This is a genomic window from Conexibacter sp. JCM 18997 (genome assembly GCF_055391915.1).
On sequence record NZ_AP043885.1, the window covers coordinates 3,647,012 to 3,667,049 of the forward strand.

General features: G+C 74.2%; 22 protein-coding genes. 10 read left to right on the top strand and 12 right to left on the bottom strand.

Annotation, left to right across the window (positions count from 1 at the left end):
- Positions 1-27 precede the first annotated feature (27 nt).
- Genes ACZ5UI_RS18395 through ACZ5UI_RS18415 form a run of 5 tightly spaced genes read left to right on the top strand, consistent with a single transcriptional unit; the run spans position 28 to position 4,665 of the window.
- A complete protein-coding gene (locus ACZ5UI_RS18395; RefSeq protein WP_464189579.1) occupies positions 28-1,455 on the top strand; it encodes a DUF2142 domain-containing protein in 1,428 nt (475 codons plus the stop codon).
- Complete coding sequence (locus ACZ5UI_RS18400; RefSeq protein ID WP_464189581.1) at positions 1,448-2,155, top strand: hypothetical protein; 708 nt, start codon at positions 1,448-1,450, stop codon at positions 2,153-2,155. The genes ACZ5UI_RS18395 and ACZ5UI_RS18400 overlap by 8 nt, the downstream gene beginning before the upstream one ends.
- Before the next feature lie 12 nt (positions 2,156-2,167).
- Positions 2,168-3,316 (top strand): glycosyltransferase family 4 protein, encoded by a 1,149-nt coding sequence (locus tag ACZ5UI_RS18405; RefSeq protein ID WP_464189583.1) that lies wholly within the window; start codon positions 2,168-2,170, stop codon positions 3,314-3,316.
- Entirely contained in the window at positions 3,313-4,107 is a 795-nt protein-coding gene (locus ACZ5UI_RS18410) for a glycosyltransferase family 2 protein (RefSeq protein WP_464189585.1), read from the top strand. Before ACZ5UI_RS18405 ends, ACZ5UI_RS18410 begins: the two co-directional genes overlap by 4 nt.
- A 15-nt stretch (positions 4,108-4,122) precedes the next feature.
- Entirely contained in the window at positions 4,123-4,665 is a 543-nt protein-coding gene (locus tag ACZ5UI_RS18415; protein ID WP_464189588.1) for a DoxX family protein, read from the top strand.
- Here ACZ5UI_RS18415 and ACZ5UI_RS18420 read toward each other — a convergent pair.
- Both ACZ5UI_RS18420 and asnB read right to left on the bottom strand, forming a co-directional pair.
- The gene (locus ACZ5UI_RS18420) at positions 4,602-5,648 is read right to left on the bottom strand and encodes a glycosyltransferase family 4 protein (RefSeq protein WP_464189590.1); all 1,047 of its coding nucleotides are present in this window, start codon (positions 5,646-5,648) and stop codon (positions 4,602-4,604) included. The genes ACZ5UI_RS18415 and ACZ5UI_RS18420 overlap by 64 nt on opposite strands.
- The gene (gene asnB / locus ACZ5UI_RS18425) at positions 5,645-7,444 is read right to left on the bottom strand and encodes an asparagine synthase (glutamine-hydrolyzing) (protein WP_464189592.1); all 1,800 of its coding nucleotides are present in this window, start codon (positions 7,442-7,444) and stop codon (positions 5,645-5,647) included. Before asnB ends, ACZ5UI_RS18420 begins: the two co-directional genes overlap by 4 nt.
- A 41-nt stretch (positions 7,445-7,485) precedes the next feature.
- On the opposite strand from asnB, the gene ACZ5UI_RS18430 reads away from it, so the two are divergent.
- Positions 7,486-7,839: an ArsR/SmtB family transcription factor gene (locus ACZ5UI_RS18430; RefSeq protein WP_464189594.1), complete on the top strand. Its 354-nt coding sequence runs from the start codon at positions 7,486-7,488 to the stop codon at positions 7,837-7,839.
- The gene (locus ACZ5UI_RS18435) at positions 7,836-8,312 is read left to right on the top strand and encodes an SRPBCC family protein (protein WP_464189596.1); all 477 of its coding nucleotides are present in this window, start codon (positions 7,836-7,838) and stop codon (positions 8,310-8,312) included. The genes ACZ5UI_RS18430 and ACZ5UI_RS18435 overlap by 4 nt, the downstream gene beginning before the upstream one ends.
- A 3-nt stretch (positions 8,313-8,315) precedes the next feature.
- Here ACZ5UI_RS18435 and ACZ5UI_RS18440 read toward each other — a convergent pair whose 3' ends face one another.
- Positions 8,316-9,326, bottom strand: coding sequence for a glycosyltransferase family 2 protein (locus tag ACZ5UI_RS18440; RefSeq protein WP_464189598.1), 1,011 nt, complete (start codon positions 9,324-9,326; stop codon positions 8,316-8,318).
- A gap of 24 nt (positions 9,327-9,350) precedes the next feature.
- Between ACZ5UI_RS18440 and ACZ5UI_RS18445 the strand changes: the two genes are divergently transcribed.
- Entirely contained in the window at positions 9,351-9,719 is a 369-nt protein-coding gene (locus tag ACZ5UI_RS18445) for a hypothetical protein (RefSeq protein ID WP_464189600.1), read from the top strand.
- Between the two features lie 3 nt (positions 9,720-9,722).
- Here ACZ5UI_RS18445 and ACZ5UI_RS18450 read toward each other — a convergent pair whose 3' ends face one another.
- From ACZ5UI_RS18450 to ACZ5UI_RS18460, 3 genes are all read right to left on the bottom strand, one after another.
- Positions 9,723-10,457 (bottom strand): class I SAM-dependent methyltransferase, encoded by a 735-nt coding sequence (locus tag ACZ5UI_RS18450; RefSeq protein ID WP_464189602.1) that lies wholly within the window; start codon positions 10,455-10,457, stop codon positions 9,723-9,725.
- A 54-nt stretch (positions 10,458-10,511) separates the two neighbouring features.
- Positions 10,512-11,186: a hypothetical protein gene (locus ACZ5UI_RS18455; protein WP_464189604.1), complete on the bottom strand. Its 675-nt coding sequence runs from the start codon at positions 11,184-11,186 to the stop codon at positions 10,512-10,514.
- A 108-nt stretch (positions 11,187-11,294) separates the two neighbouring features.
- On the bottom strand, positions 11,295-12,584 hold the full coding sequence (locus ACZ5UI_RS18460) for a hypothetical protein (protein WP_464189606.1): 1,290 nt from the start codon (positions 12,582-12,584) through the stop codon (positions 11,295-11,297).
- Between the two features lie 28 nt (positions 12,585-12,612).
- Between ACZ5UI_RS18460 and ACZ5UI_RS18465 the strand changes: the two genes are divergently transcribed.
- Positions 12,613-13,626, top strand: a complete 1,014-nt coding sequence (locus ACZ5UI_RS18465) for a YncE family protein (protein ID WP_464189609.1) — start codon at positions 12,613-12,615, stop codon at positions 13,624-13,626.
- On the opposite strand, the gene ACZ5UI_RS18470 is transcribed toward ACZ5UI_RS18465, so the two are convergent.
- From ACZ5UI_RS18470 to ACZ5UI_RS18490, 5 genes are read right to left on the bottom strand one after another with little or no spacing between them, the layout of a single operon-like run.
- Entirely contained in the window at positions 13,540-14,022 is a 483-nt protein-coding gene (locus ACZ5UI_RS18470; protein ID WP_464189611.1) for a hypothetical protein, read from the bottom strand. The two genes, ACZ5UI_RS18465 and ACZ5UI_RS18470, sit on opposite strands and share 87 nt — an antisense overlap.
- Positions 14,019-15,269: a molybdopterin-dependent oxidoreductase gene (locus ACZ5UI_RS18475; RefSeq protein WP_464189613.1), complete on the bottom strand. Its 1,251-nt coding sequence runs from the start codon at positions 15,267-15,269 to the stop codon at positions 14,019-14,021. The genes ACZ5UI_RS18470 and ACZ5UI_RS18475 overlap by 4 nt, the downstream gene beginning before the upstream one ends.
- The gene (locus ACZ5UI_RS18480; RefSeq protein WP_464189615.1) at positions 15,266-15,892 is read right to left on the bottom strand and encodes a class I SAM-dependent methyltransferase; all 627 of its coding nucleotides are present in this window, start codon (positions 15,890-15,892) and stop codon (positions 15,266-15,268) included. The genes ACZ5UI_RS18475 and ACZ5UI_RS18480 overlap by 4 nt, the downstream gene beginning before the upstream one ends.
- Positions 15,879-16,493 (bottom strand): TIGR04282 family arsenosugar biosynthesis glycosyltransferase, encoded by a 615-nt coding sequence (locus ACZ5UI_RS18485; RefSeq protein ID WP_464189617.1) that lies wholly within the window; start codon positions 16,491-16,493, stop codon positions 15,879-15,881. The genes ACZ5UI_RS18480 and ACZ5UI_RS18485 overlap by 14 nt, the downstream gene beginning before the upstream one ends.
- Positions 16,490-17,134 carry a glycosyltransferase family 2 protein gene (locus ACZ5UI_RS18490; protein WP_464189619.1) on the bottom strand — a complete coding sequence of 215 codons (645 nt, stop codon included), beginning with the start codon at positions 17,132-17,134 and terminating at the stop codon, positions 16,490-16,492. The genes ACZ5UI_RS18485 and ACZ5UI_RS18490 overlap by 4 nt, the downstream gene beginning before the upstream one ends.
- 59 nt (positions 17,135-17,193) lie before the next feature.
- Between ACZ5UI_RS18490 and ACZ5UI_RS18495 the strand changes: the two genes are divergently transcribed.
- Complete coding sequence (locus ACZ5UI_RS18495; RefSeq protein WP_464189621.1) at positions 17,194-18,252, top strand: NAD-dependent epimerase/dehydratase family protein; 1,059 nt, start codon at positions 17,194-17,196, stop codon at positions 18,250-18,252.
- 878 nt (positions 18,253-19,130) lie between these two features.
- Here the strand turns inward: ACZ5UI_RS18495 and ACZ5UI_RS18500 are convergent.
- Positions 19,131-20,024: a glycosyltransferase family 2 protein gene (locus tag ACZ5UI_RS18500; RefSeq protein ID WP_464189623.1), complete on the bottom strand. Its 894-nt coding sequence runs from the start codon at positions 20,022-20,024 to the stop codon at positions 19,131-19,133.
- Between the last annotated feature and the right edge of the window lie 14 nt (positions 20,025-20,038).

Consider the following 20,038-nt stretch of genomic DNA (forward strand, 5'->3'; position numbering starts at 1 on the left):
AGACCGTTTCCACGCCCGCTCGCCGCATTGCTCGGGGCCGCGACGCTGCTGTCACTGGGGTGGATCCTCTTCACGCCCGCGCTCCAAGGCCCGGACGAGACCGGCCACGTCGCGTACGTGCAGTACCTGGCCGAGACCGGCCACGGACCGACCACCGGCGAGACCCCCGGCGGGAGCCAGTCCGCCGAGCTGCAGGCGCTGATCTTCTGGCACAACCTGCAGGCGGTCCTGGGGATCGACACCGCCCGGCCCGGCTGGAGCGCCGCCGAGCAGCGCGGCTGGGAGCGCGCGCAGCGCGACGCCGAGCGCGGCGACGGCCAGGGGCCCAACGCGCTGGCCCAGAACCCGCCCGCCTACTACGTCTACGACGCCGTCGCCTATCGCGTCGGGTCCGGCTGGCAGCTGCCGACCCGGCTGCTGCTGATGCGCCTGGCCAACCTGCCCTTCCTGTGGCTGACGATCGGCGCCGCGTGGATCGCGCTGGGCGAGCTGTTCCGCCGGCGGCCGTTCGCGCAGACCGTCGGCACCGGCGCGGTCGCGCTGCTGCCGATGCTGACGTTCATGTCCGGGGTGGTGAACCCGGACATCGCACTGACCGCGGTGTCCACCGGGGCGATCGCGCTGAGCCTCGTCGCGCTGCGCGTCGGACCACGCGCGGAGGTGCTCCTCGGCCTGGGCGTCCTGGGCCTGCTCGGCGTGCTCGTCCACGGTCGTGGGCTGGCGCTGATCCCGGCGATCGCGATCGTCATCGCGCTGCTGCTCTGGCGCGGCCGCGGCGGACCGGTCCGCGCGCGCACCCGCGCCCTGGCCGCGACCGGTGCCTTCGGGCTGATGGCCGCCGGGCTGCTGGTGGCGATCGCCTACTCCAACGCGCACGCGTCGGGCACGAGCCTGAGCGGCGAGCTGACCGGGTCCGGCGACAGCGGCCTGTCGGACGCGTCGGGGCTGTTCGACTACGTGTGGCAGTTCTACCTCTCGCCGCTGACCGACATGAAGCCCGCCCCGGGCGGCGACATCGGCTACCGCCAGATCTTCGTCGAGCAGTTCCTGGGCGGCACGTTCGGCTCGCTGGAGGTGCGCCAGCCGGTGGCCGTGTACCGCGCGCTGGGGATCGCCCAGAGCATCGGCCTGCTCGTGCTGCTGGGCGCGATCGTCGCGCGCTGGCCGCTGGTCCGCAGCCGCCTGGCCCAGGTGGGCGTGCTGGCCGCCTTCCTGCTCTGCACGCTGGGCCTGCTGCACGTGGCCGCCTGGCAGGACCTCAGCGAGGCCGGCGCGACGCTGATGGCCGGCCGGTACCTGCTCCCGGTGGCCGTCGTCTTCGGCGCCGCCGTCGCGTTCGTCGTCGCGGTGCTGCCCCGGCGGCTCGGCGTGGCGCTGGGCGCGACCGTGCTGGCCAGCGGCGCCGTGCTGAGCGTGGCCGGGATCGCCATGACGGTGGTGCGGTTCAATGCGTAGCCCGCGCACCGTGGCCTGGCTGTGCATGGCGGTGGTGTTCGTCATCGGCGCCTACGCGCTGGCCCAGCTGGCCACCAACGACCGCGACGACATCACCGCGGTCGCCACCCCGCCCCCGGAGCTGACGGCGACGCCGGTCACCATCGAGCCCGGCCGCGTCCTGTGCGAGGACGACGTCGCGCTGGACACCGACGCGCGCGTCATCCGCGTGTTCAACGGCTCGCCCACACCCGACGTCCCGCGCCTGCGCGTCACGGTGCGGGGCGACGGCTGGGAGGCGACCGCCCTGTCGCCCGAGACCGGCCAGGCGGGCGGCGGCGCCGACGGCATCTACGACACGCGCATCCCGCCCCCGCCGCGCTCGGTGATCGCCACGGTCTGCATCCGCAGCGCCTCGGCCGACCAGGCGGCGATCCTGGCGGGCTCCGACGAGGACCGCATCAACTCGCGCTCGCAGGCCACGCTCGACGGCGAGCCGATCGACACGCGCGTCGCGCTGAGCGTGCTGGCCGGCGGCCCGCGCTCGCCGCTGTCGCAGGCCGACACCGTGCTGGACCGCGCCGCCACGTTCCAGCCGGGCTGGCTGGGCTGGGTGACGCTGGGGCTGCTCCTGGTGATCGTCGGCCTCGGCGTGCCCGCCCTCGCGGTGTACGCGGTCCTGCGCTCGCTGCGCGACGACCCGCGGGCCAGCGGCGAATAGCCTGCGGGCGGCATGCGCATCTGCCTGGTCTACGACTGCATCTACCCGCACACCATCGGCGGGGCCGAGCGCTGGTACCGCAACCTCGGTGAGCGCCTGGCCGAGGCCGGCCACGAGGTGACCTACCTGACGCGCCGCCAGTGGCCGCAGGGCACCGACGCCGGCGTGCCCGGCGTGCGCGTCGTCGCGGTCACCGGCGAGATGGCGCTCTACACCGAGGGCGGGCGGCGCAAGATCCTCCCGCCGATCGTCTTCGGCCTCGGCGTCCTGATGCACCTGCTGCGCCGCGGGCGCGACTACGACATCGTCCACACCGCCGCGTTCCCGTACTTCAGCGTGATCGCGGCGGCGCTGGGCCGCCGCGTGCACGGCTTCTCGCTGTTCGTCGACTGGCACGAGGTGTGGACGCGCAGCTACTGGAACGAGTACCTGGGCCGCGTGCTCGGCGGGGTCGGGTGGCTGGTCCAGCGCCTGTGCCTGAAGATCCGCCAGCGCGCGTTCTGCTTTGCCCGGATGACCGCCGAGCGCTGCCGCGAGGAGGGCATGCGCGATCCCGTGACCGTGCTCAGCGGCCTGTACACCGGCTCGCACGAGCGCAGCGAGCTGACCGACTCGATCCCGCTGGTGATGTTCGCCGGGCGCCACATCCCCGAGAAGCGCGTGCCCGACCTGGTGCCGGCGATCGAGCGCGCCCGCGAGTCGATGCCCGAGCTGCGCTGCGTGATCTTCGGCGACGGCCCCGAGCGCACCGCGGTCGAGGCGCTGGTGGCCGAGCGCGGGCTGGGCGACGTGATCGAGCTGCCCGGCTTCGTCGACGGCGAGCGCATCGACGCGACGATGGCCCACGCCCTGTGCATGGTGCTGCCCTCGCGGCGCGAGGGCTACGGGATGGTCGTCGTCGAGGCGGCCTCCTGGGGCACCCCGAGCATCGTCGTCGCCGACCCCGACAACGCCGCGACCGAGCTTGTCGACGACGGCATCAACGGCATCGTCGCCGCGTCCACCTCGCCCGAGGACCTGTCGGCGGCGATCCTGGAGATCGCCCAGCAGGGCAAGGCGCTGCGCACCTCGACCTCCTCCTGGTTCCAGCGCAACGCGCCACGCGTCGCGCTGTCGCGCTCGGTCGAGCAGGTCGCGGAGATCTACGCGCGCCGGCCGTGAGGGCGACGGTCCTCATCGGGGCCTACAACAGCGCCGCGACGCTGCCGCGGGCGATCGACGCGATCCTGACCCAGACGGTCGCCGACCTCGAGCTGATCGTCGTCGACGACGGCTCCAGCGACGCGTCGGCCGACCTGGCTCGCGCGGCGGCCGCGGCCGACCCGCGCGTGCGCCTGCTGTCGATGGGCCGCAACGTCGGCATCGCGCGCTCGCTGAGCGCCGGCGTGGCGGCGGCGCAGGCGCCGTTCGTCGCCGTCCAGGACGCCGACGACTACTCCGATCCCACGCGCCTGGAGCGCCAGCTGGCCGTCCTGGAGGGCGACCCCGGCGTCGCGGTCGTCGGGGTGCGCATGCACGAGGTCGACGAGGCCGGCGCGCCGCTGGCCCCGCGCACCTCGTTCGTCGCCGGGGACGTGGGCGACGCGCTGATGCGCTTCAACCCGATCCCCAACACCTCGGCCATGTTCCGCCGCGACGCGGTGCTGGACGCCGGCGGCTACGACCCGCGCTACCGCTACGCGATGGAGTACGACCTGTGGCTGCGGCTGGCCGAGCGCTGGCGCCTGGTCACGATCGATGCGCCGCTGGCCACGCGCGTGATGGGCAGCGCCAACGTCGCCGCCCGGGCCGAGCGGGCCCAGACGCGCGAGGCGATCGAGATCCGCCTGCGCGCGCTGTCGCGGCGCCACACGCTGCGCGGCGCCACCGGCCTGCTCGCCCCGACGGTCTCCTACTTCACGCCGATGGCGCTCAAGCGCGCCCGCCGGAAGCGGTTGGGTCAGGCGCCGTAGGGGGATACGAGAGGGATGAGCTTCAAGACCTTGTTGCGCGTCGGGGTGGGCGCGGCGTTCGCCGCCCACGGCGCGCAGAAGTTGTTCGGCTGGTTCGGCGGCCACGGCCTCGAGGGCACCGGCCAGTTCTTCGAGAACAACCTGCAGATGGCCCCGGGCAAGCGCAACGCCGCCGCGGCCGGCGCGTCGGAGTTCGGCGGCGGGCTGCTGCTGGCCTCCGGGCTGGCCACGCCGATCGCCACGACGACGTTGACCTCGACGATGGTCACCGCGATCTGGAAGGTCCACAAGGACAAGGGCTTCTTCGCCCAGGACGGCGGGTGGGAGCTCAACGCGCTCCTGATCGCCGCGCTGCTGGTCGTCGCCGAGGAGGAGTCCGGCCCCGCCGCCGCGGTGTTCACCGCCGTCGCGGGCACGGTCGGCGCGTTCGGCGCGATGGAGCTGGGCCGGCGCGAGTACGAGAAGATCCAGGCGGCCAAGCCCGCCGCGCAGGCTCAGTCCAACGGCGGCGCGCCCGCGGCCGACGCCGCGGCCGAGCCGTCCAGCACGCCGGCGTAGACGGCGGCCATCCGGTCCAGGAACCGGTCGATCGAGAACGCCGCGGCGGCGCGCGCCTGCGCCGCCGCCGCCAGCCGCGCCCGTCGCGCGGGATCGGCGGCCAGCTCGGTCAGCGCCGCGCGCAGCGCGGCCTGGTCCCCGGCCGGGAAGACGAGGCCCGCGTCGGCCACCGCCTCGGGGTTCCCCGGCCCGTCGGAGACGACGCAGGCCACGCCCGCGGCCATCGCCTCCAGCACCGCGAACGACAGGCCCTCGTGGCGCGAGGGCATGACCAGGATGTCCGCCGCGGCCAGCAGCCGCTGCGGATCGCGCCGGAAGCCGAGCATGCGCGCGCCGGCCGCGCCGAGCTCGTCGCGCTGGGGCCCGTCCCCGGCGACCAGCATCACGACGTGGTCGAGGCCCGCGGCCGCGCGCACGGCCAGCAGCGGGTCTTTGCGCGCCTCCAGCTGGCCCAGGTAGAGCACGGCGACCGCGTCGGGCGCCAGCCCGAGCTCGGCCCGCACCGCGTCGCGATCGACCGGCGGGGGCGCGGCCACCCCGTTGTGGACGATCTCCAGCCGGGCGCCGCGCGCGGCGGGGACCCGGGCCAGCAGCTCGTCGCGCTCGGCGGCGCTCGTGCAGACCGTCGTGTCGGCGGCGGCGCAGGCGGCGCCCAGCCAGCGGGTGACCAGCGCGCCGCGGGCGTCGTGCGAGCGGCGGCTGAAGTGCAGCCCGTGCGTCGTCCACAGCGACGGGCCCGCGCGCAGCATCGGCACCGACAGCATCGCCGGCAGGTCGCCGTGGACGTTGACCAGATCGGCGGCGCGGGCGGCGCGCAGGATCCGCGGCCAGTTGCGCGGGATCGACAGCGCGCCCTGGATCGGCGTGCGGCCGGTCGACAAGGCCAGGCGCTCGTGCGTGGTGCCGGGCAGGCGCTCGAGCAGGTCGATGTGCGTCTCGGCGCCGCCGCCGGGGTGCGGGAGGATGTGCAGGACGTGGGTCATCGCTCGACGCCCGCAAGCCACAGCTCGAGGTTGAGCGCGCGCCACAGCCCGGCGGGATCGCGCCAGCGCCCGGCCGCGGCGTCGGCCTCCAGCGCCGCGCGGTCGACGAGCCCAGCGGTCCGCGCGGCGCGGTCCAGCAGCCGCTCGCGGGCGTAGGCGAACAGCTCCGGCTCGGCCAGCCAGCGGTCCTGTGGCGGCTCGAAGCCGACCTTCTCACGGCGCTCCAGCACGGCCGGGGGCACGACGTCGCGCAGCGCCTCGCGCAGCACCGCCTTCGTCTCGCCCCCGGCGTACAGCAGGGCCGGATCGACGCTCAGCGCGAACTCGGCCACGCGCCGATCGAGGAAGGGCAGGCGCACCTCGCGGGCGTGGGCCATCGAGTCGCGGTCGGCGTAGCGCAGCAGCTCGGGCAGCCGCGTGGCGAAGGCCTGGCGCAGCAGCTCGCGGCGCAGCGGGTCCCCGCCGCCGAGGTCGGGCGGGCGCGTGGCCGCGGCCCCGGCGTCGGCCACCGCGACGGTCGCGTAGGGCGTGGCCAGCCCGCGGCGATGGCGCCGGGCCAGCGGCTCCGGCAGGCGCTCGGCGCCCAGCGCGCGGATGACCCGGTCGCGGTCGGGCCCGCGCAGGGAGCGCAGGGTCGCGCCCTGCGAGCGCAGCGTCCAGCCGATCAGCGCCGGGTAGCCGGCGAACAGCTCGTCGGCGCCTTGGCCGTCGAGCATCACCGTCACGCCGGCCTGGCGCGCAGCCTGCGAGACGCGCCACTGCGCGTAGACCGATGCGCTGGCCGCCGGCTCCTCCTGATCGCCCACCAGCGCGTCGAGGTCGCGCAGCAGGTCGGCCGCGGTGGGCGTGACCGCGTGGTGCTCGACGACGCCCGCGGCCTGCGCGGTCAGCGCGGCGTAGGCCCACTCGTCGCGCTCGAAGCCGGGGAACGTGGCGGTGAACGCGTGACGGCGGTGGTCGCCGGCCAGCTGCGCGCTGAGCCCGACCACGCCGGAGGAGTCGACGCCGCCGCTCAGCGAGGTGCCGACGGGCACGTCCGCGCGCAGGCGCAGGCGGATCGCGTCCAGCAGCAGCTCGCGCAGCGCCGCCGCCGCGGGCGCCATCGCGCGGGGCGTGTCGACGTGGCCGGGCGTCCAGTAGCGCGCGGTCTCCACGCGGCCGTCGCGGAAGCGCAGCAGGTGCGCGCCGGGCAGCCGGCGCACGCCCGCGAAGAAGGTGTCGCCGCCGTAGGGCATCGCGCCCAGCGCCAGGTAGGGCGCCAGGGCGCGCTCGTCGGGCGCGGCCAGCGCGGGCGCGGCTTCGACCAGCGCGCGCACGTCGGAGGCCAGCAGCAGGCGCGCGGGGTGGGTGGGATCGCGTCCGTAGAGCAGCGGCTTCTCGCCGAAGGGATCGACCGCGGCGGTCAACGTCTGGGTGGCGGCGTCCCAGATCGCGAAAGCGAACATCCCGTTGAGGCGGTTCAGCGCGCCCTCGCCCCACTGCGCCCAGGCGTGCAGCAGCACCTCGGCGTCGCCCTCGGTGACGAACGTGTGCCCGAGCGCGCGCAGCTCCTCGCGCCGCTCGCGGTAGTCGTAGATCTCGCCGTTGAAGACGAGGTGCAGGTCTCCCAAGGCCATCGGCTGCATCGAGCGCTCGGCCAGGTCGATGATGGCCAGGCGGGCGAAGGCCAGGCCGGCGGTGTCGTCGCGCCAGGTGGCCTGGCCGTCGGGGCCGCGATGGGCCAGGCGCGCGGCCATCGCTTCGAGCGTGGGGGTGTCGGGCGGCGGGCCGCCGACGATGGCGGCGATCCCGCACATGGCGTGGACGAATCTAGCCCGGCGTGCTAACGTACAACCAGATGGTTGTAGCTGAGCTGACCGAAGCCGAGATCGACCGGGTGTTCCACGCCCTGGCCGACGCGACGCGGCGCGACCTGCTGCGCCGCGCGGCCGGCGGCGAGCTGTCGGTGTCACGACTGGCCGACGGCTACGACATGAGCTTCGCCGCCGTGCAGAAGCACGTCGCCGTGCTCGAGCGCGCCGGCCTGGTGACCAAGGCCCGTCACGGCCGCGAGCAGCTCGTCCGCACCGACCCCGTCGCCGTCGCCCGCGCCCGCCGGGCGTTGGACGCGCTCGAGGCCACCTGGCGCGAGCGCGTGAGCCGCATGTCCGACCTGCTGGACATCCCCACCACCGAAGGAGACCCCCGATGACCGTCACCACGATCGACAAGGACACCGAGGCGCTGACCCTCACCCTCGTCGCCGACTTCGCCGCGCCGGTCGACGCGGTCTGGCAGCTGTTCGCCGATCCGCGCAAGCTCGAGCGCTGGTGGGGCCCGCCGACCCACCCGGCCACGTTCGTCGAGCACGACCTCACGCCCGGGGCGCTGGTCACCTACTTCATGACCAGCCCCGAGGGCGACAAGTACTACGGCTGGTGGCGGATCGGCACGGTCGATGCGCCGCGTGAGCTGACCATGCAGGACGGCTTCGGCGACGCCGACGGCACGCCGCTGACCGACAAGGTCGGCCAGCTGCGGATGCGCCTGTTCGAGCACGAGGGCGGCACGCGGATGGAGCTGCTGGACCAGTTCCCCAGCCGCGAGCAGATGGAGGAGGTGCTGGCGATGGGCATGGAGGAGGGTCTGCGCCAGGCCGTCGGGCAGATGGACGCGCTGCTCTGACCCCTAGCGGCGGCGGAACAGCGGTGCGGCGGCGGCCGCCATCGAGCGTGCGCGCTCGCCCAGCGTGTCGCCGGCGTACGGCTCGGGGCTCATGACCGCGTCCAGGCGCTCGAGCGGCACGCGGCGGCCACGCTGGATGGCCCGCCGCTTGCGCAGGGTGGCGGGCAGCATCGTCACCACCTGGCCCAGCGCGCGGAAGTGGTCGGGCAGCACGCCATCGCGCGCGCTGGCCGCCAGCCAGCCAACGTGGTGCAGGACGATCTTCGGCGCGTGCAACACGAGCGCACGCGTCGGGTAGTCCTTGATCACCAGCAGCAGCTGGTTGCGGCGCTGGAGCATCCCGAAGAAGCCGGCCCGGCGGCTGGTGGTCGCGCCCCCGACGTGGTGCACGACCGCGCTGGGCTCGTAGCGGGCGGTCCAGCCCCGCAGCTGCGCGCGAAAGCCCCAGTCGATGTCCTCCAGGTAGGCGAAGAAGTCGCCGTCGAACAGGCCGACGTCGGCGAACGCGGCCATCCGGTAGACGGCGGCGCCGCCGCAGGCGCTGAACACCTCGGCCGGCGCGTCGTACTGGCCCGTGTCGGTCTCGCCATAGCCGCGGCGCGTGGCCGCGCTGGACCACAGGAACGCGTCGCCGGCGCCGTCGAGCTTGGCGGGATCGCGGACCGAGCGCATCTTGCCCGCCACCGACGCCGCCTCCGGATGGGCGTCCAGCACGGCGGCCAACGTGGTCAGGTAGCCGTCCTCGAGCTCGAGGTCGTTGTTCAGCAGCGCCAGGTAGTCGCTGCCCGCGGCCAGCTCGACCGCGCGGTTGAACGAGCGCGCGACGCCGAGGTTCTCCGGGTTGCGCACCACCTCGATCGAGGGATAGGCCTCGGCGACCCAGTCATCGGACCCGTCGGTGCTCCCGTCGTCAAGGACGACCAGCCGCGCATCCTGGTCCACGAGCGTGGGCAGCATCCGCTCCAGCAGCTCACGGCCATCCAGGTTCAGGACGACAGCGGTGACACGAGGCATCCGGAGGAGGGTAGGGTCGCGCTCATGAGACGACTTTGTGGCGTGCTGGCGCTGCTCACCGTGCTGGCTATCGCCGCCCCGGCCCTGGCCTCGCGCGCACCGAGCGCCAGTGAGAAGTTGGCGATCACCGAGGCGATCACGAACTCGCTGAAGGACTCCGGGTCCCCGGCGGCCAAGACGGCGAAGGTCTCCGGCATCCGCATCTCGACGAAGAACGGCAGCTGGGCGATCGCCAAGGTCAGCGCCAAGAACGCCGACGACGCCTTCGGCGCGTTGAAGAAGACCGGCGGCAAGTGGTCGCTGAAGAACCTGGGCACCGCGCAGGTGCAGTGCGGCATCGGCATGCCCAAGTCGATCATGCGGGAGCTGTTCGGCGGAACGAACTGCGCCTAGTGCCTAGCGGTCGACGAGCAGGACCGCGCGGTAGCAATCGCCGCGGTTCAGCCCGCGCATCGCTGCGAACAGCAGTCGTGCGGTCGGCGTCGTGTGGATGCCGACCGCGCGCGTCCACGGGTAGCCCCACTCGACGCTGAACAGCAGCTGCTGCAGCTGCCAGGCGGGCGCCCACGCGTGCCGGCGCAGACGCACCCGGCGGGGGCCGACGGAGGCGGCCAGGCGCGCGATCGCCTCCGCGTCGGGGAGACCGTTCTGCAGGTGCTCGACGGCCCACGGATGATCCTTGCCGTGGCGGCGGCGGTAGGCCGCGTTCAGCCAGGCGTCCAGCCGGGCCGCGGTGGCGCCCGCGGGAAAGGTGACGACCAGGCGTCCGCCGGGCTTGGTCACCCGGAGCATCTCCGTCAGAGCCGCGGCGCGCACCTCGTCGTCGGGGAGGTGCTCCATCATCTCGAGGCTCAGCACGACGTCGTAGGAGGCGTCGGCGAAGGGCAGGTCGGTGGCGGTGCCGACGACCTGGGTCAGGCGCGGGTTCGCCTTGTCGTCGGTGCGCTCGAAGGCGCTGTCGACGCCGGTGACCGGGTGGTCGAGGAACTCGGTGATGCCGGCGGCGCCGGAGCCGATCTCGGCAATGGCGATGTCATCGCGCCAGATGTCTCGCAGCTGGTCGATGACGGTCGCGTAGCGCAGCGCCGGGTCGATGTTCCACGGCGTGATGTCGAAGCGTTCAGGAACCACGAGCGGCGCGCAGCCTAGCTGCGCGCCGCGTGGTCCCGAGGTGGTGCTGAGGTCTTACGCGGACTGCGTGTCGACCGTGATCTTGGCCACGCCGATGACGAGGCCGCCCTTCAGCGCGTCGGTGCCGAAGGTCGTGTTCAGCAGGTCAGCGGCGTCCTGCTTGAGCTTGACGGTCGTGCCCTCGAGCACGGCGGTGCCGTCGTCCTTGGCCTCCAGCGGCTTGAGCGTGCGGCCGTCGAGGAAGAACAGCGGGGCCGACTCGGCGGCGACCTTGCCGTCGACGGTGACGGTGCCGGTCAGCGTCGAGGTGCCGGGGTCGACGACGAAGTTCGTCAGTTCGACCTTCTTGCCGTCGGCGCTGGTCAGGCTCAGGCCCGAGCCGTTGTGGTCGATCGAGCCCTGGACGTACGGGCTGACGCTGCCGGGCTTGTAGTACGTGACGTTGCCGCCGGTGATCGGGAAGTCGGCGACGCCGGCCTTCGAGATCGAGGCCGAGCCGACGGGGGCCGGCGTGAGCTTGAGGGTGCCGAGCGCGTCGACGAAACCAGCGTCGAGGGCGACGGCGGTGGACTTGCCCTGCAGACTGTCGATCTGGGCGACCGGCTTGGGCAGAGCAGCAGCGCTGGTGCCAGAGGTGGAGCTGCTGCTGTCGTCGCTGCCGCAGGCGGCGGCGCCGAATGCGAGCACGCCAACGGTCGCGAACGCGGTGAGGGTCCGGTGAAGCTTCATTCTGTGTCTCCCGGTAGGTCGGAAAGAGGAAGTGGTGGGTATGCGGCCCGGCCCCCCTCTTGGATGCCTACGTGGCGCCCCGCCGCTCACAGGTTTCGCTAGGCGGCCTCACCAGATCGTCTGGAACAGCACCTCGACGGCCAGCGTCTGGACGGCCAGCGCGCCCAGCGCGGTGCGCAGCCGGCCGGGCGGCAGCACGGTGGCCGCGGCCACACACGCGGGCGGCACGAGGAACAGCCAGATGCGCTCGACCTCGGCCTTGGTGAAGCCGGCCAGCGCGGCGATCACGATCACCACGGCCAGGGCGATCGCGGCGGTGTCACGCCGCTTGGTGGCGATCAGCCACGCGCCCGCGGTGGGCAGGCCCAGCATCACCGCCCACGCGACGGGCGAGCCGATCCACCAGTAGGCGTACGGGCGCACGCGGGCCAGCGAGCGGTCGTACAGATCCGACGTGGCGTGGAAGACGGCGATCGGGTCGTACCCGGTCGTCGCGGCCAGGATCGCGTTGAGGGCCAGGAACGGGATCGCGCAGGCCACCGCCAGCACCAGCGCGGCGCGCCAGCCGTCGCGCCGCCAGGTGACCAGCGCGGCGAACGCGCCCACGGCCAGCAGCGACCAGGCGCTGAAGCCGCCCGCGGCGAGCAGGAGCGTGCCCGCCCCCCGCGACCACCACGAACGGCGCACGAGCAGCGCCGCGGTCGCGGTGCCCAACGCCGCGAACACCGCGTCGGCCGAGGTCATCCCGAACAGCAGCAGCGACGGCGCCCCCGCGGCGAGCAGGCCGGCCACCCGCGCGCGCTCGTCGGACACGCCGCAGCCGCGGGCCAGCGCGTAGGTCAGCGGCGCGGTGACCACCGTGGCCACGATGCACAGGGCGGCGAAGCGCGGCGCCGTGGTCAGGCCGGTCCAGTGGACGAACAGCAGCAACCCGGGCGGGTGGCCGCCCGCGTTGATCGGCAGCGCGGGCACGAGCTCGGCGAAGTGGTCGAGGAAGAAGCGGTCGCCGTAGGACAGCGCGGGCAGCGCGGGCAGGTACTCGTTCTTGGCCTCGAACGAGCCGCCCGGCCCGAGGTCGAAGACCGCATCCCACCCGTAGGTGCCCTGACGGGCGGCGTTGACGGTCAGCCCCGCGGCGACGGTCAGCCCGACCAGGCCGAGCAGGTACACGGGCAGCCGCACGCGCAGCAGCGCCGGCCCGAGCACCACGAGCGCGCCCAGCGCCGCGACCGCGGCGATGATCCACCAGGCGTCCGCTCGCGGAAGCCAGGTGATGACGAACGGCGAGGTCTTGGTGCCCATCGAATGCCCGAACGCGCGCACGCCGACGCCGATCGCGATGACGACGACCGCGACGGCCGCGGCGATCGCCAGCAGGCGGCGCTCGGAACGGGACACGACCGCCACGCTATGGCACCCTACGGCCGTGCGCCGCGCCGTCATCGCCGCCGTCCTGGCCGCCGCGGCACTCACCGGCTGTGGCTCGGCCACGGTCCACGACCTCCCGCCCGCCGCCGAGCCGGCCGCCGCCCCGCCGCTGCAGCGCGAGCCCGTCGGCCGGGTGGTCGACGTCGGATCCGCGCCCGAGGGCATCGCCGCCGATCCGCGCGCGGCCCAGTTCGCGGTGGCGCTGCGCGATCCCGACCAGCTGGCCCTGCTGGACGCCGCCGGCGGCACGGTCACCGAACGCGTCGCGCTGCCCGGTGCGCCCCGCCATCTCGGCTTCGACGGGTCGACCGACCGCTATCTGGTGCCCGCGGAGAGCGCCGGGCGCATGCTCGAGGTCGACGCGCCCGACGGCGCCGTCGCGGTCGACGTGGCGGTCGGCGAGCACCCGCACGACTCGGCCGCCGCGAGCGGGCGCGTGTTCGTGGGCAACGAGCGCTCGAACACCGTGTCGGTGCTGGAGGGCGATCACGTCGTGGACACGTTCAAGGTGGCCACCCAGCCGGGCGGCCTGGCCGCGGCCGACGAAGGCCGCCTGCTGGCCGTGGTGTCCGTGCGCGAGCGCCTGCTCGAGCTCTACGACACCCGCACATTGGAGCGCGTTGCCTCGGTCCCGGCCGGCGTCGGCCCCACGCACGTCGTCGCCTTCGGCAACCGCATCTACGTGGCCGACACGCAGGGCGGGGCGCTGCTGATCTACCACCTGGACCCTGAGCTGACCCTGACCCGGCGGGTGAGCCTGCCCGGCAGCCCGTACGGGCTGGCGCTGGACCCGGCCCGGCGGCGCGTGTGGGTGACGCTGACCGCCCGCAACGAGCTCGTCGGCCTGACCGCGGACCGCACGGCGCCGGAGGTGGCGCGCCTGGCCACCGTCCAGCAGCCCGACGCGGTCGCCGTCGACTCGGCCTCAGGCACCGTCGGCGTCACTGGCCGGTCGGCCGGGGTGGTGCAGCTGATCGGCGCGGACGAGGCGTACGGCGAGGATGGCGGCTGACACCAGCCAGAACGCGGCGACCATCGCCAGCCAGCGGCCCAGGTAGCCGCTGGGCGTGATGCCGCTGACGTAGTGCAGGTTGCCGTCGCTCTTGCCCAGGATCAGCGGGAAGAAGACGAGGAAGGTCAGGCCGCTGAGGATGGCCGGGACGCGGATGTGGTTGACCAGCGGGATGCCCCGCAGGCGCACGTTCTGGTCGAGGCGATCCAGCGCCGAGTAGGCGGGCAGCAGCACGAGGTCGTGGAGGATCAGCGCGGCGATGAACCACTTGAGGACGTCGAAGGCGCTGCGGATGTCGATCAGGTGGGAGATGGCCCAGCCGGCCGCGGCGAACACGATCACGTGGGCCATCAGGTGCAGCGGCGAGGCGCCGTAGGCCCGGGTCAGCTTCTTCACTGGAACGTCATCCTCGAGACCCACTTCGTGTTGTGCACGCCCGGGAGCGCGGGCACGATGATGCGCGCGGGGAAGCCGTGGTCGAGCGACAGGTCGTCGCCGTTGACCCGCAGCGCCAGCAGCGCGCGGTCGTCGGAGAGCTGGCCGTGGCTGAGGGTGACCTGGCGGAGCACGCCCTTGGCCTGCAGCGACTCGACCAGCACCGTGTCGGCGTCGGGCCGGCCGGCCAGCTGCGCCAGCACCGGCAGCGGGACGCCCTCCCAGTGCTGGGTCGTGGTCCAGCCCTCCACGCAGGCGATCGGCAGCGACTCGGTCTGCAGCTCCATGGCCAGCAGGTCGTTGCGGCTGAACCGCTGGGTGCGGCCGTCGCTGACCAGCTCCAGGCGCCAGCTGGGACCCGTGTCGGCCACCTTGATGCGCGCGGCGCGGGCCGTCTTGTTGACCGGGAAGTCCTCCCGCCGGGGCGCCAGCAGGGCGGTCTTGCGCAGCGGCCCGCCGATCGTCTCGCCGACGTTGGAGAGCAGCAGCGTCAGCGAGCCGGCGCCCGCGATGGCCAGCACGCCGCGGCGCGTGAGCGTCGGCGCGGCGGGCGCCTGCGGGGCCAGGCCGCCGGGCTCGTAGGGCTCGGGCGTGAAGTGCGCCAGGTCCTCGCGCAGCGGCGCCAGGCCCTTGCGCTCGCGCCAGGCGCGGCGCATGACCGGGATCTTGATCAGCACGTGGGTGAGCAGCGCGCCCACGAAGATGACCGCGCCGTAGTAGTGCGCGACCACGAAGTTGAAGCCGAACGGGTAGTAGTTCTGCATGTTGCAGACGCCCGTGGCCAGCTCGAAGATCGCGCTGCCCACGAGCAGGGCGATCGACAGCCGCTCGATCGCCTGCGCCGGGTTGGCGGCCGGCGGCCAGGTGAACAGCTTGGGGATGACCGACCACAGCTTCACCAGCAGCAGCGGGATGACGACCAGGCCGACGTTGACGTGCGAGCCCTGGGTGAACGCGTAGAGCCAGCTGGGCGAGGTCGGCCAGCTGAAGGTCAGCGGCAGGTCGTTGCCCACGGGGATGATCGCGTTGCGCCCGAGGTTGGGCATGTAGGCGGCGTGCGACAGGAAGCCGGTGACGGCGACGATCGTCACGCCGACCAGCAGGATCGACCCGATGATCGTGGTCATCCACGGGCCGCGCAGCGGCGAGCGCCAGAAGGTCGGGCGGAACGGACCGGGCGGCGTGGGCAACCGGTCCCAGATGCTCATGAGAGCTCCGCGAACCAGCGGCCGGAGTGCGACCAGCGATCGACGCAGCGCAGGCCGGCGGCGTGGGCGACGGCGGGCAGCCCGTCGTGGCCGACCAGCGCCCACGGGAACGGGTCGGTGTGGTCGTCGTCGTCCTCCAGGCGCAGGTCGACGGTGCGCGTCGGGCTCCCGGGCGCGGCGGTCTCGACCAGCACGCGGCCGTTGGGCGCCAGCAGCTCGCGCATGCGCACGAGCATCCGCTGCGGATCGCCCTCGATGCCGACGTTGCCGTCGAGCAGCAGCGCGGTGGCCCAGGAGCCGGCCGCGGGGACGTGGTCGAAGACGGAGCCGTGCAGCGCGGTCGCGCCGCGGCAGCGGGCCAGGCGGACCGCGTCGGGCGAGGCGTCGACGCCGAGCGCGTGGACGCCGCGGGCGGCCAGCGCGCCGACGTGACGGCCGGGGCCGCAGCCCACGTCGAGCACCGGTCCGATGGCCCGGTCGAGCACGTCCTCGTCGGCGGCGGTGACCGGGCCCAGCCAGCGCTCGACGTCCAGCGGCAGCGACGGGCCGCCGTCCAGGCGCACGCGCAGTCGACCGCCGTTGAGCGCGCGCTGGTACAGCGCCTGGGGCTCAGCGAGCGTCATTGGTCACCTGGAGCATGCGGGCGAAGCGCGTGTCGGGGGCCAGCTCGGCCACCGCGCGGGCATCCTCGATCGTGTCGATGTCGAGCAGCTCGTCGACCTCGCCCCAGGCCACGCCGTGCGCGCGCAGGCGGGTGCGCTGCGCGGCCAGCGTGTGGGTGACGCTCATCGGCACGCCCTTCAGCAGTCGTGGATCGGGCTCGGTCAGCCCGATGCACCAGTAGCCACCGTCGGTGGCGGGACCGAGCACGGCGCCATGGTGATCCATCGCGGTCAGCGCGCGTCGCAGTTGCCCTGGCGTCACCTGCGGGGTGTCCATGCCGACGATCAGCGCGGGACCCAGGTCGGAGAACGCGTGGGCCAGCCGCTCGTCCAGGCCGTCGCCGCGTTGGGGCACGACGACCTCGTCGGTGATCCAGGTGCCGGGGTCGCCGTCGAGCACGATCGCCCGGCGCGGGCCGGCGACGGCGGCCATCGCGGCCAGCGTGTCGCGCAGCGAGGCCTCGGCCAGCACCGCGGCCTGCTCGGGCGTGCAGGGCGGGCACAGGCGCGTCTTGACGCGCCCGGGGATCGGCGCCTTGGCGATCACGGCGAGCGTGGTCACGCGAGCACCGCGGCCATGTCCTTGACCGTGCGCAGCGTGCCGCGGACCGTGCCGGTGACCTTCGAGCGCCCGGTGCGCTCGCGGTAGTCGGTGCCGACCTCGGCGATCCGCCATCCGGCGCGGTCGGCCCGCACGACCATCTCCAGCGGCCAGCCGAAGCGTCGGTCGGCGATGCCCAGGTCGAGCAGGTCCTGGCGGCGGGCGGCGCGCATCGGGCCCAGGTCGGACAGTGAGGGGCCGCCACGCCGGGCCAGCTCGCGCACGAGCACGCGGTTGGCGATGCGCGCGTGCAGCGGCCAGGCGCCGCGGCCGGCCAGGCGCGCGCCGAGCACCATGTCGGCCTCGCCGGCGATCACGGGGTCCGCGACGCGGGGCAGCTGGGCGGGGTCCATCGAGCCGTCGGCGTCGATGAAGCAGACGACGTCGGCGGTGGCCGCGCTCAGCCCGGCGAAGCAGGCGGCGCCGAACCCGCGGCGCGACTCGTGCACGACGGTCGCGCCGTGCGCTCGCGCGACCTCGCCGGAGCCGTCCGTCGAGCCGTTGTCGGCGACGATCGCCCGGTAGCCGTCGGGCATGCGGCCGAGGACCCACGGGAGTGCTCGCGCCTCGTCCAGCACGGGCAGGACCACATCCGTGTGCATGTGAGCTTCTTCGCGCCAGGTCCCTTGCTGGATCATCGGGGCCTACAGTTGCCCACTCCATGACCGGTCCAGTCCTCATCACCGGCGGCGCCGGCTTCATCGGCTCACACATCGCCGACCAGCTGCTGGCCGCCGGCCATGCGGTGCGCGTGGTCGACGCGCTGCTGCCCACCGCGCACGACGGGCCGCCGCCGTGGCACCCCGACGGCGCCGAGCTCGTGTGGGGCGACCTGCGCGATCCCGACGTCGCCCGCGCGGCCGTGCGTGGGGTCAGCGCGGTCTGCCACCAGGCGGCGATGGTCGGGCTCGGCGCGGACGTCGACGACATCGCCGACTACGTGGCCCACAACGACCTGGCCACGGCGGTGCTGCTGCGCCAGTTGGCCGCGGCCGGCTTCCGCGGGCGGGTCGTGCTGGCCTCGTCGATGGTGGTCTACGGCGAGGGCCGCTACCGGTGCGCGACGCACGGCATCGTGGCCCCGCCGCCGCGGGCGCTGGCCGACCTGGAGGCCGGCCGCTTCGAGCCGCGCTGCCCGGTGTGCGGCGAAGCGCTGGCGCCGGAGTCGGTGCCCGAGGACGCGCCGCTGGACCCGCGCAACGTCTACGCGGCGACGAAGCTGCACCAGGAGCACCTGCTGTCTTCGTTCGCCCGCGAGTTCGACGGCATCGACGCGACCGCTCTGCGCTACCACAACGTGTACGGCCCGCGGATGCCCCGCGACACGCCCTACGCCGGGGTGGCCTCGATCTTCCGCTCGGCGCTGGAGCGCGGCGAGGCGCCGCGCGTGTTCGAGGACGGCGCGCAGCGGCGCGACTTCGTCCACGTGGCCGACGTGGCCCGGGCCAACGTGCTCGCGCTGACCCGCGACGAGCCCGCGACCGGCGCGTTCAACGTCGCCTCTGGGACGCCCCGGACGGTGGGCGAGATGGCCGCGGCGTTGAGCGAGGGGCGCGTCGAGCCGATCGTCACGGGCCAGTTCCGCCGCGGCGACGTGCGGCACGTGTTCGCCTCCGTGGAGCGCGCACGTTCCGTGCTCGGCTTCCGCGCCGAGGTCGGGTTGGAGGACGGCATGCGCGAGTTCGCCACCGCCGAGCTGCGAGCGCCCGCGGCGGGCTGAACGACGGGCAGCGAAGGCGCGAGGGCCGTTCGCGCGCCGCCCACCGCCCGCGACCCGACCCGTCCGCCCGCTCCGCCCGTTGTCCGCTCCGACCCGCCCACCGGGTCGAAGCGGACAACCGCGCGCGGCGGCGAACGACGACAGCGAAGGCGCGGGGCTGTTCGCGCGCCGCCCACCGCCACGGGCCTTGGCACGTCCGCGCTCTCCGCCCGGACCGTTGTCAGGTTGGCGTCGCATGGCGACGCAAGGCCGACAACGGTCGTCGTGGAGAGCGGGGACGTGCCACTTCGCGCCGCGAGTGGCGTCGCCGGTGCCGCTCGCTCTCCTTCGTTGCCCGCCGTACCCGCTCCAGAACGCCGCGGCGCACCAAGACCACGCTCCGCCCGGCCCCGCACGCCGCGGCGGGCTGAACGGCAGGCACCGAGGGCGCGAGGGCCGTTCGCGCGCCGCAGACCGCCGCGGGTCTTGGCACGTTCACCCGCTCCGCCCGGACCGTTGTCGGGTTGGCGTCGCATGGCGACGCAAGGCCGACAACGGTCGTCGTGGAGAGCGGGGACGTGCCACTTCGCTCGGCGGGCGGCGTCGCCGGTGCCGCTCGCTCTCCTTCGTTGCCCGCCGTACCCGCTGCAGAACGCCGCGGCGCACCAAGGCCACGCTCCGCCCGGCCCCGCACGCCCGCGGCGGGCTGAACGGCAGGCACCGAAGGCGCGAGGGGCCGTTCGCGCGCCGCACACCGCCGCGGGTCTTGGCACGTCCGCACTCTCCGCCCGGACCGTTGTCAGGTTGGCGTCGCATGGCGACGCAAGGCCGACAACGGTCGTCGTGGAGAGCGGCGTCGCCCCCGCGCTCGCTCTCCTTCGCTGCCCGCCGTCCCCGCCCTAGAACGCCGAGCGCATCAAGGCCACGCCCCGCCCCGCACCCTCGCGCCACGCGCCCGCGAGCGCCTCGCGCCCCAACACGCGGAACGCGACCACACGCCCGAGCCCCGACAGCGCCAGCGCGGCCCCGAGCACGAAGCGCGACGGCCCATCCAGGTGCACGACGGCATACCGCTGGATGCCCAGCAGCCGTGAGCGCAGCCCGCGTTCGCGCCCCCAGGCCGCGAACGTGCCGCCGCCAAGGTGCTCGAAGATCGCGCCACCCACGTGCAGCAGGACGCCGCGCTCGTGCAGCCGCCGGGCCAGGTCCACGTCCTCGTACCAGAACCAGAAGTGCTCGTCGAAGCCGCCGATCGCCTGGAACACGTCGCGGCGGACCAGCAGGCAGGCACCCGCGGGCTGCTCGCACTCGATCGTCCCCCGCTCGGCCAGCAGCGCCGGATCCACGTCCCCGCCGCCGAAGGCCTCCAGCCCGGTGACGCGCGCGACGAGCGTGCGCAGTCCCGGATAGCGCTGTGGCGCGTAGGCGGGCTGCGTGTCGTCGGTGCCGGGGTCGACGAGCCGGCCGCCGGCGGCGACCGCGTCGACCCGTCCGTCCAGCGCGCCCAACAGCACGTCCAGCGCGCCCGGCCGAGCGAGCACGTCGGAGTTGAGGAAGAGCACCAGCGGGCTGTCGCCCACCGCGGCCCCGGCGTTGCAGGCCTGGGCGAACCCGACGCCCTCGCCGAAGCGCACGACGGTCACGCCACGCGCCTCGAAGGCCTCCGCGGTCCCGTCGGTCGAGCCGTTGTCGACGACGATCACCCGGGCCTGGCGCTCGGCGATCCGCGACGCGCAGTCGAGCGTGATCTCGCGCGTGTCGAAGGTGACGATGACGACGTCGACGGTGGCCATGGAGCCGTGGAACC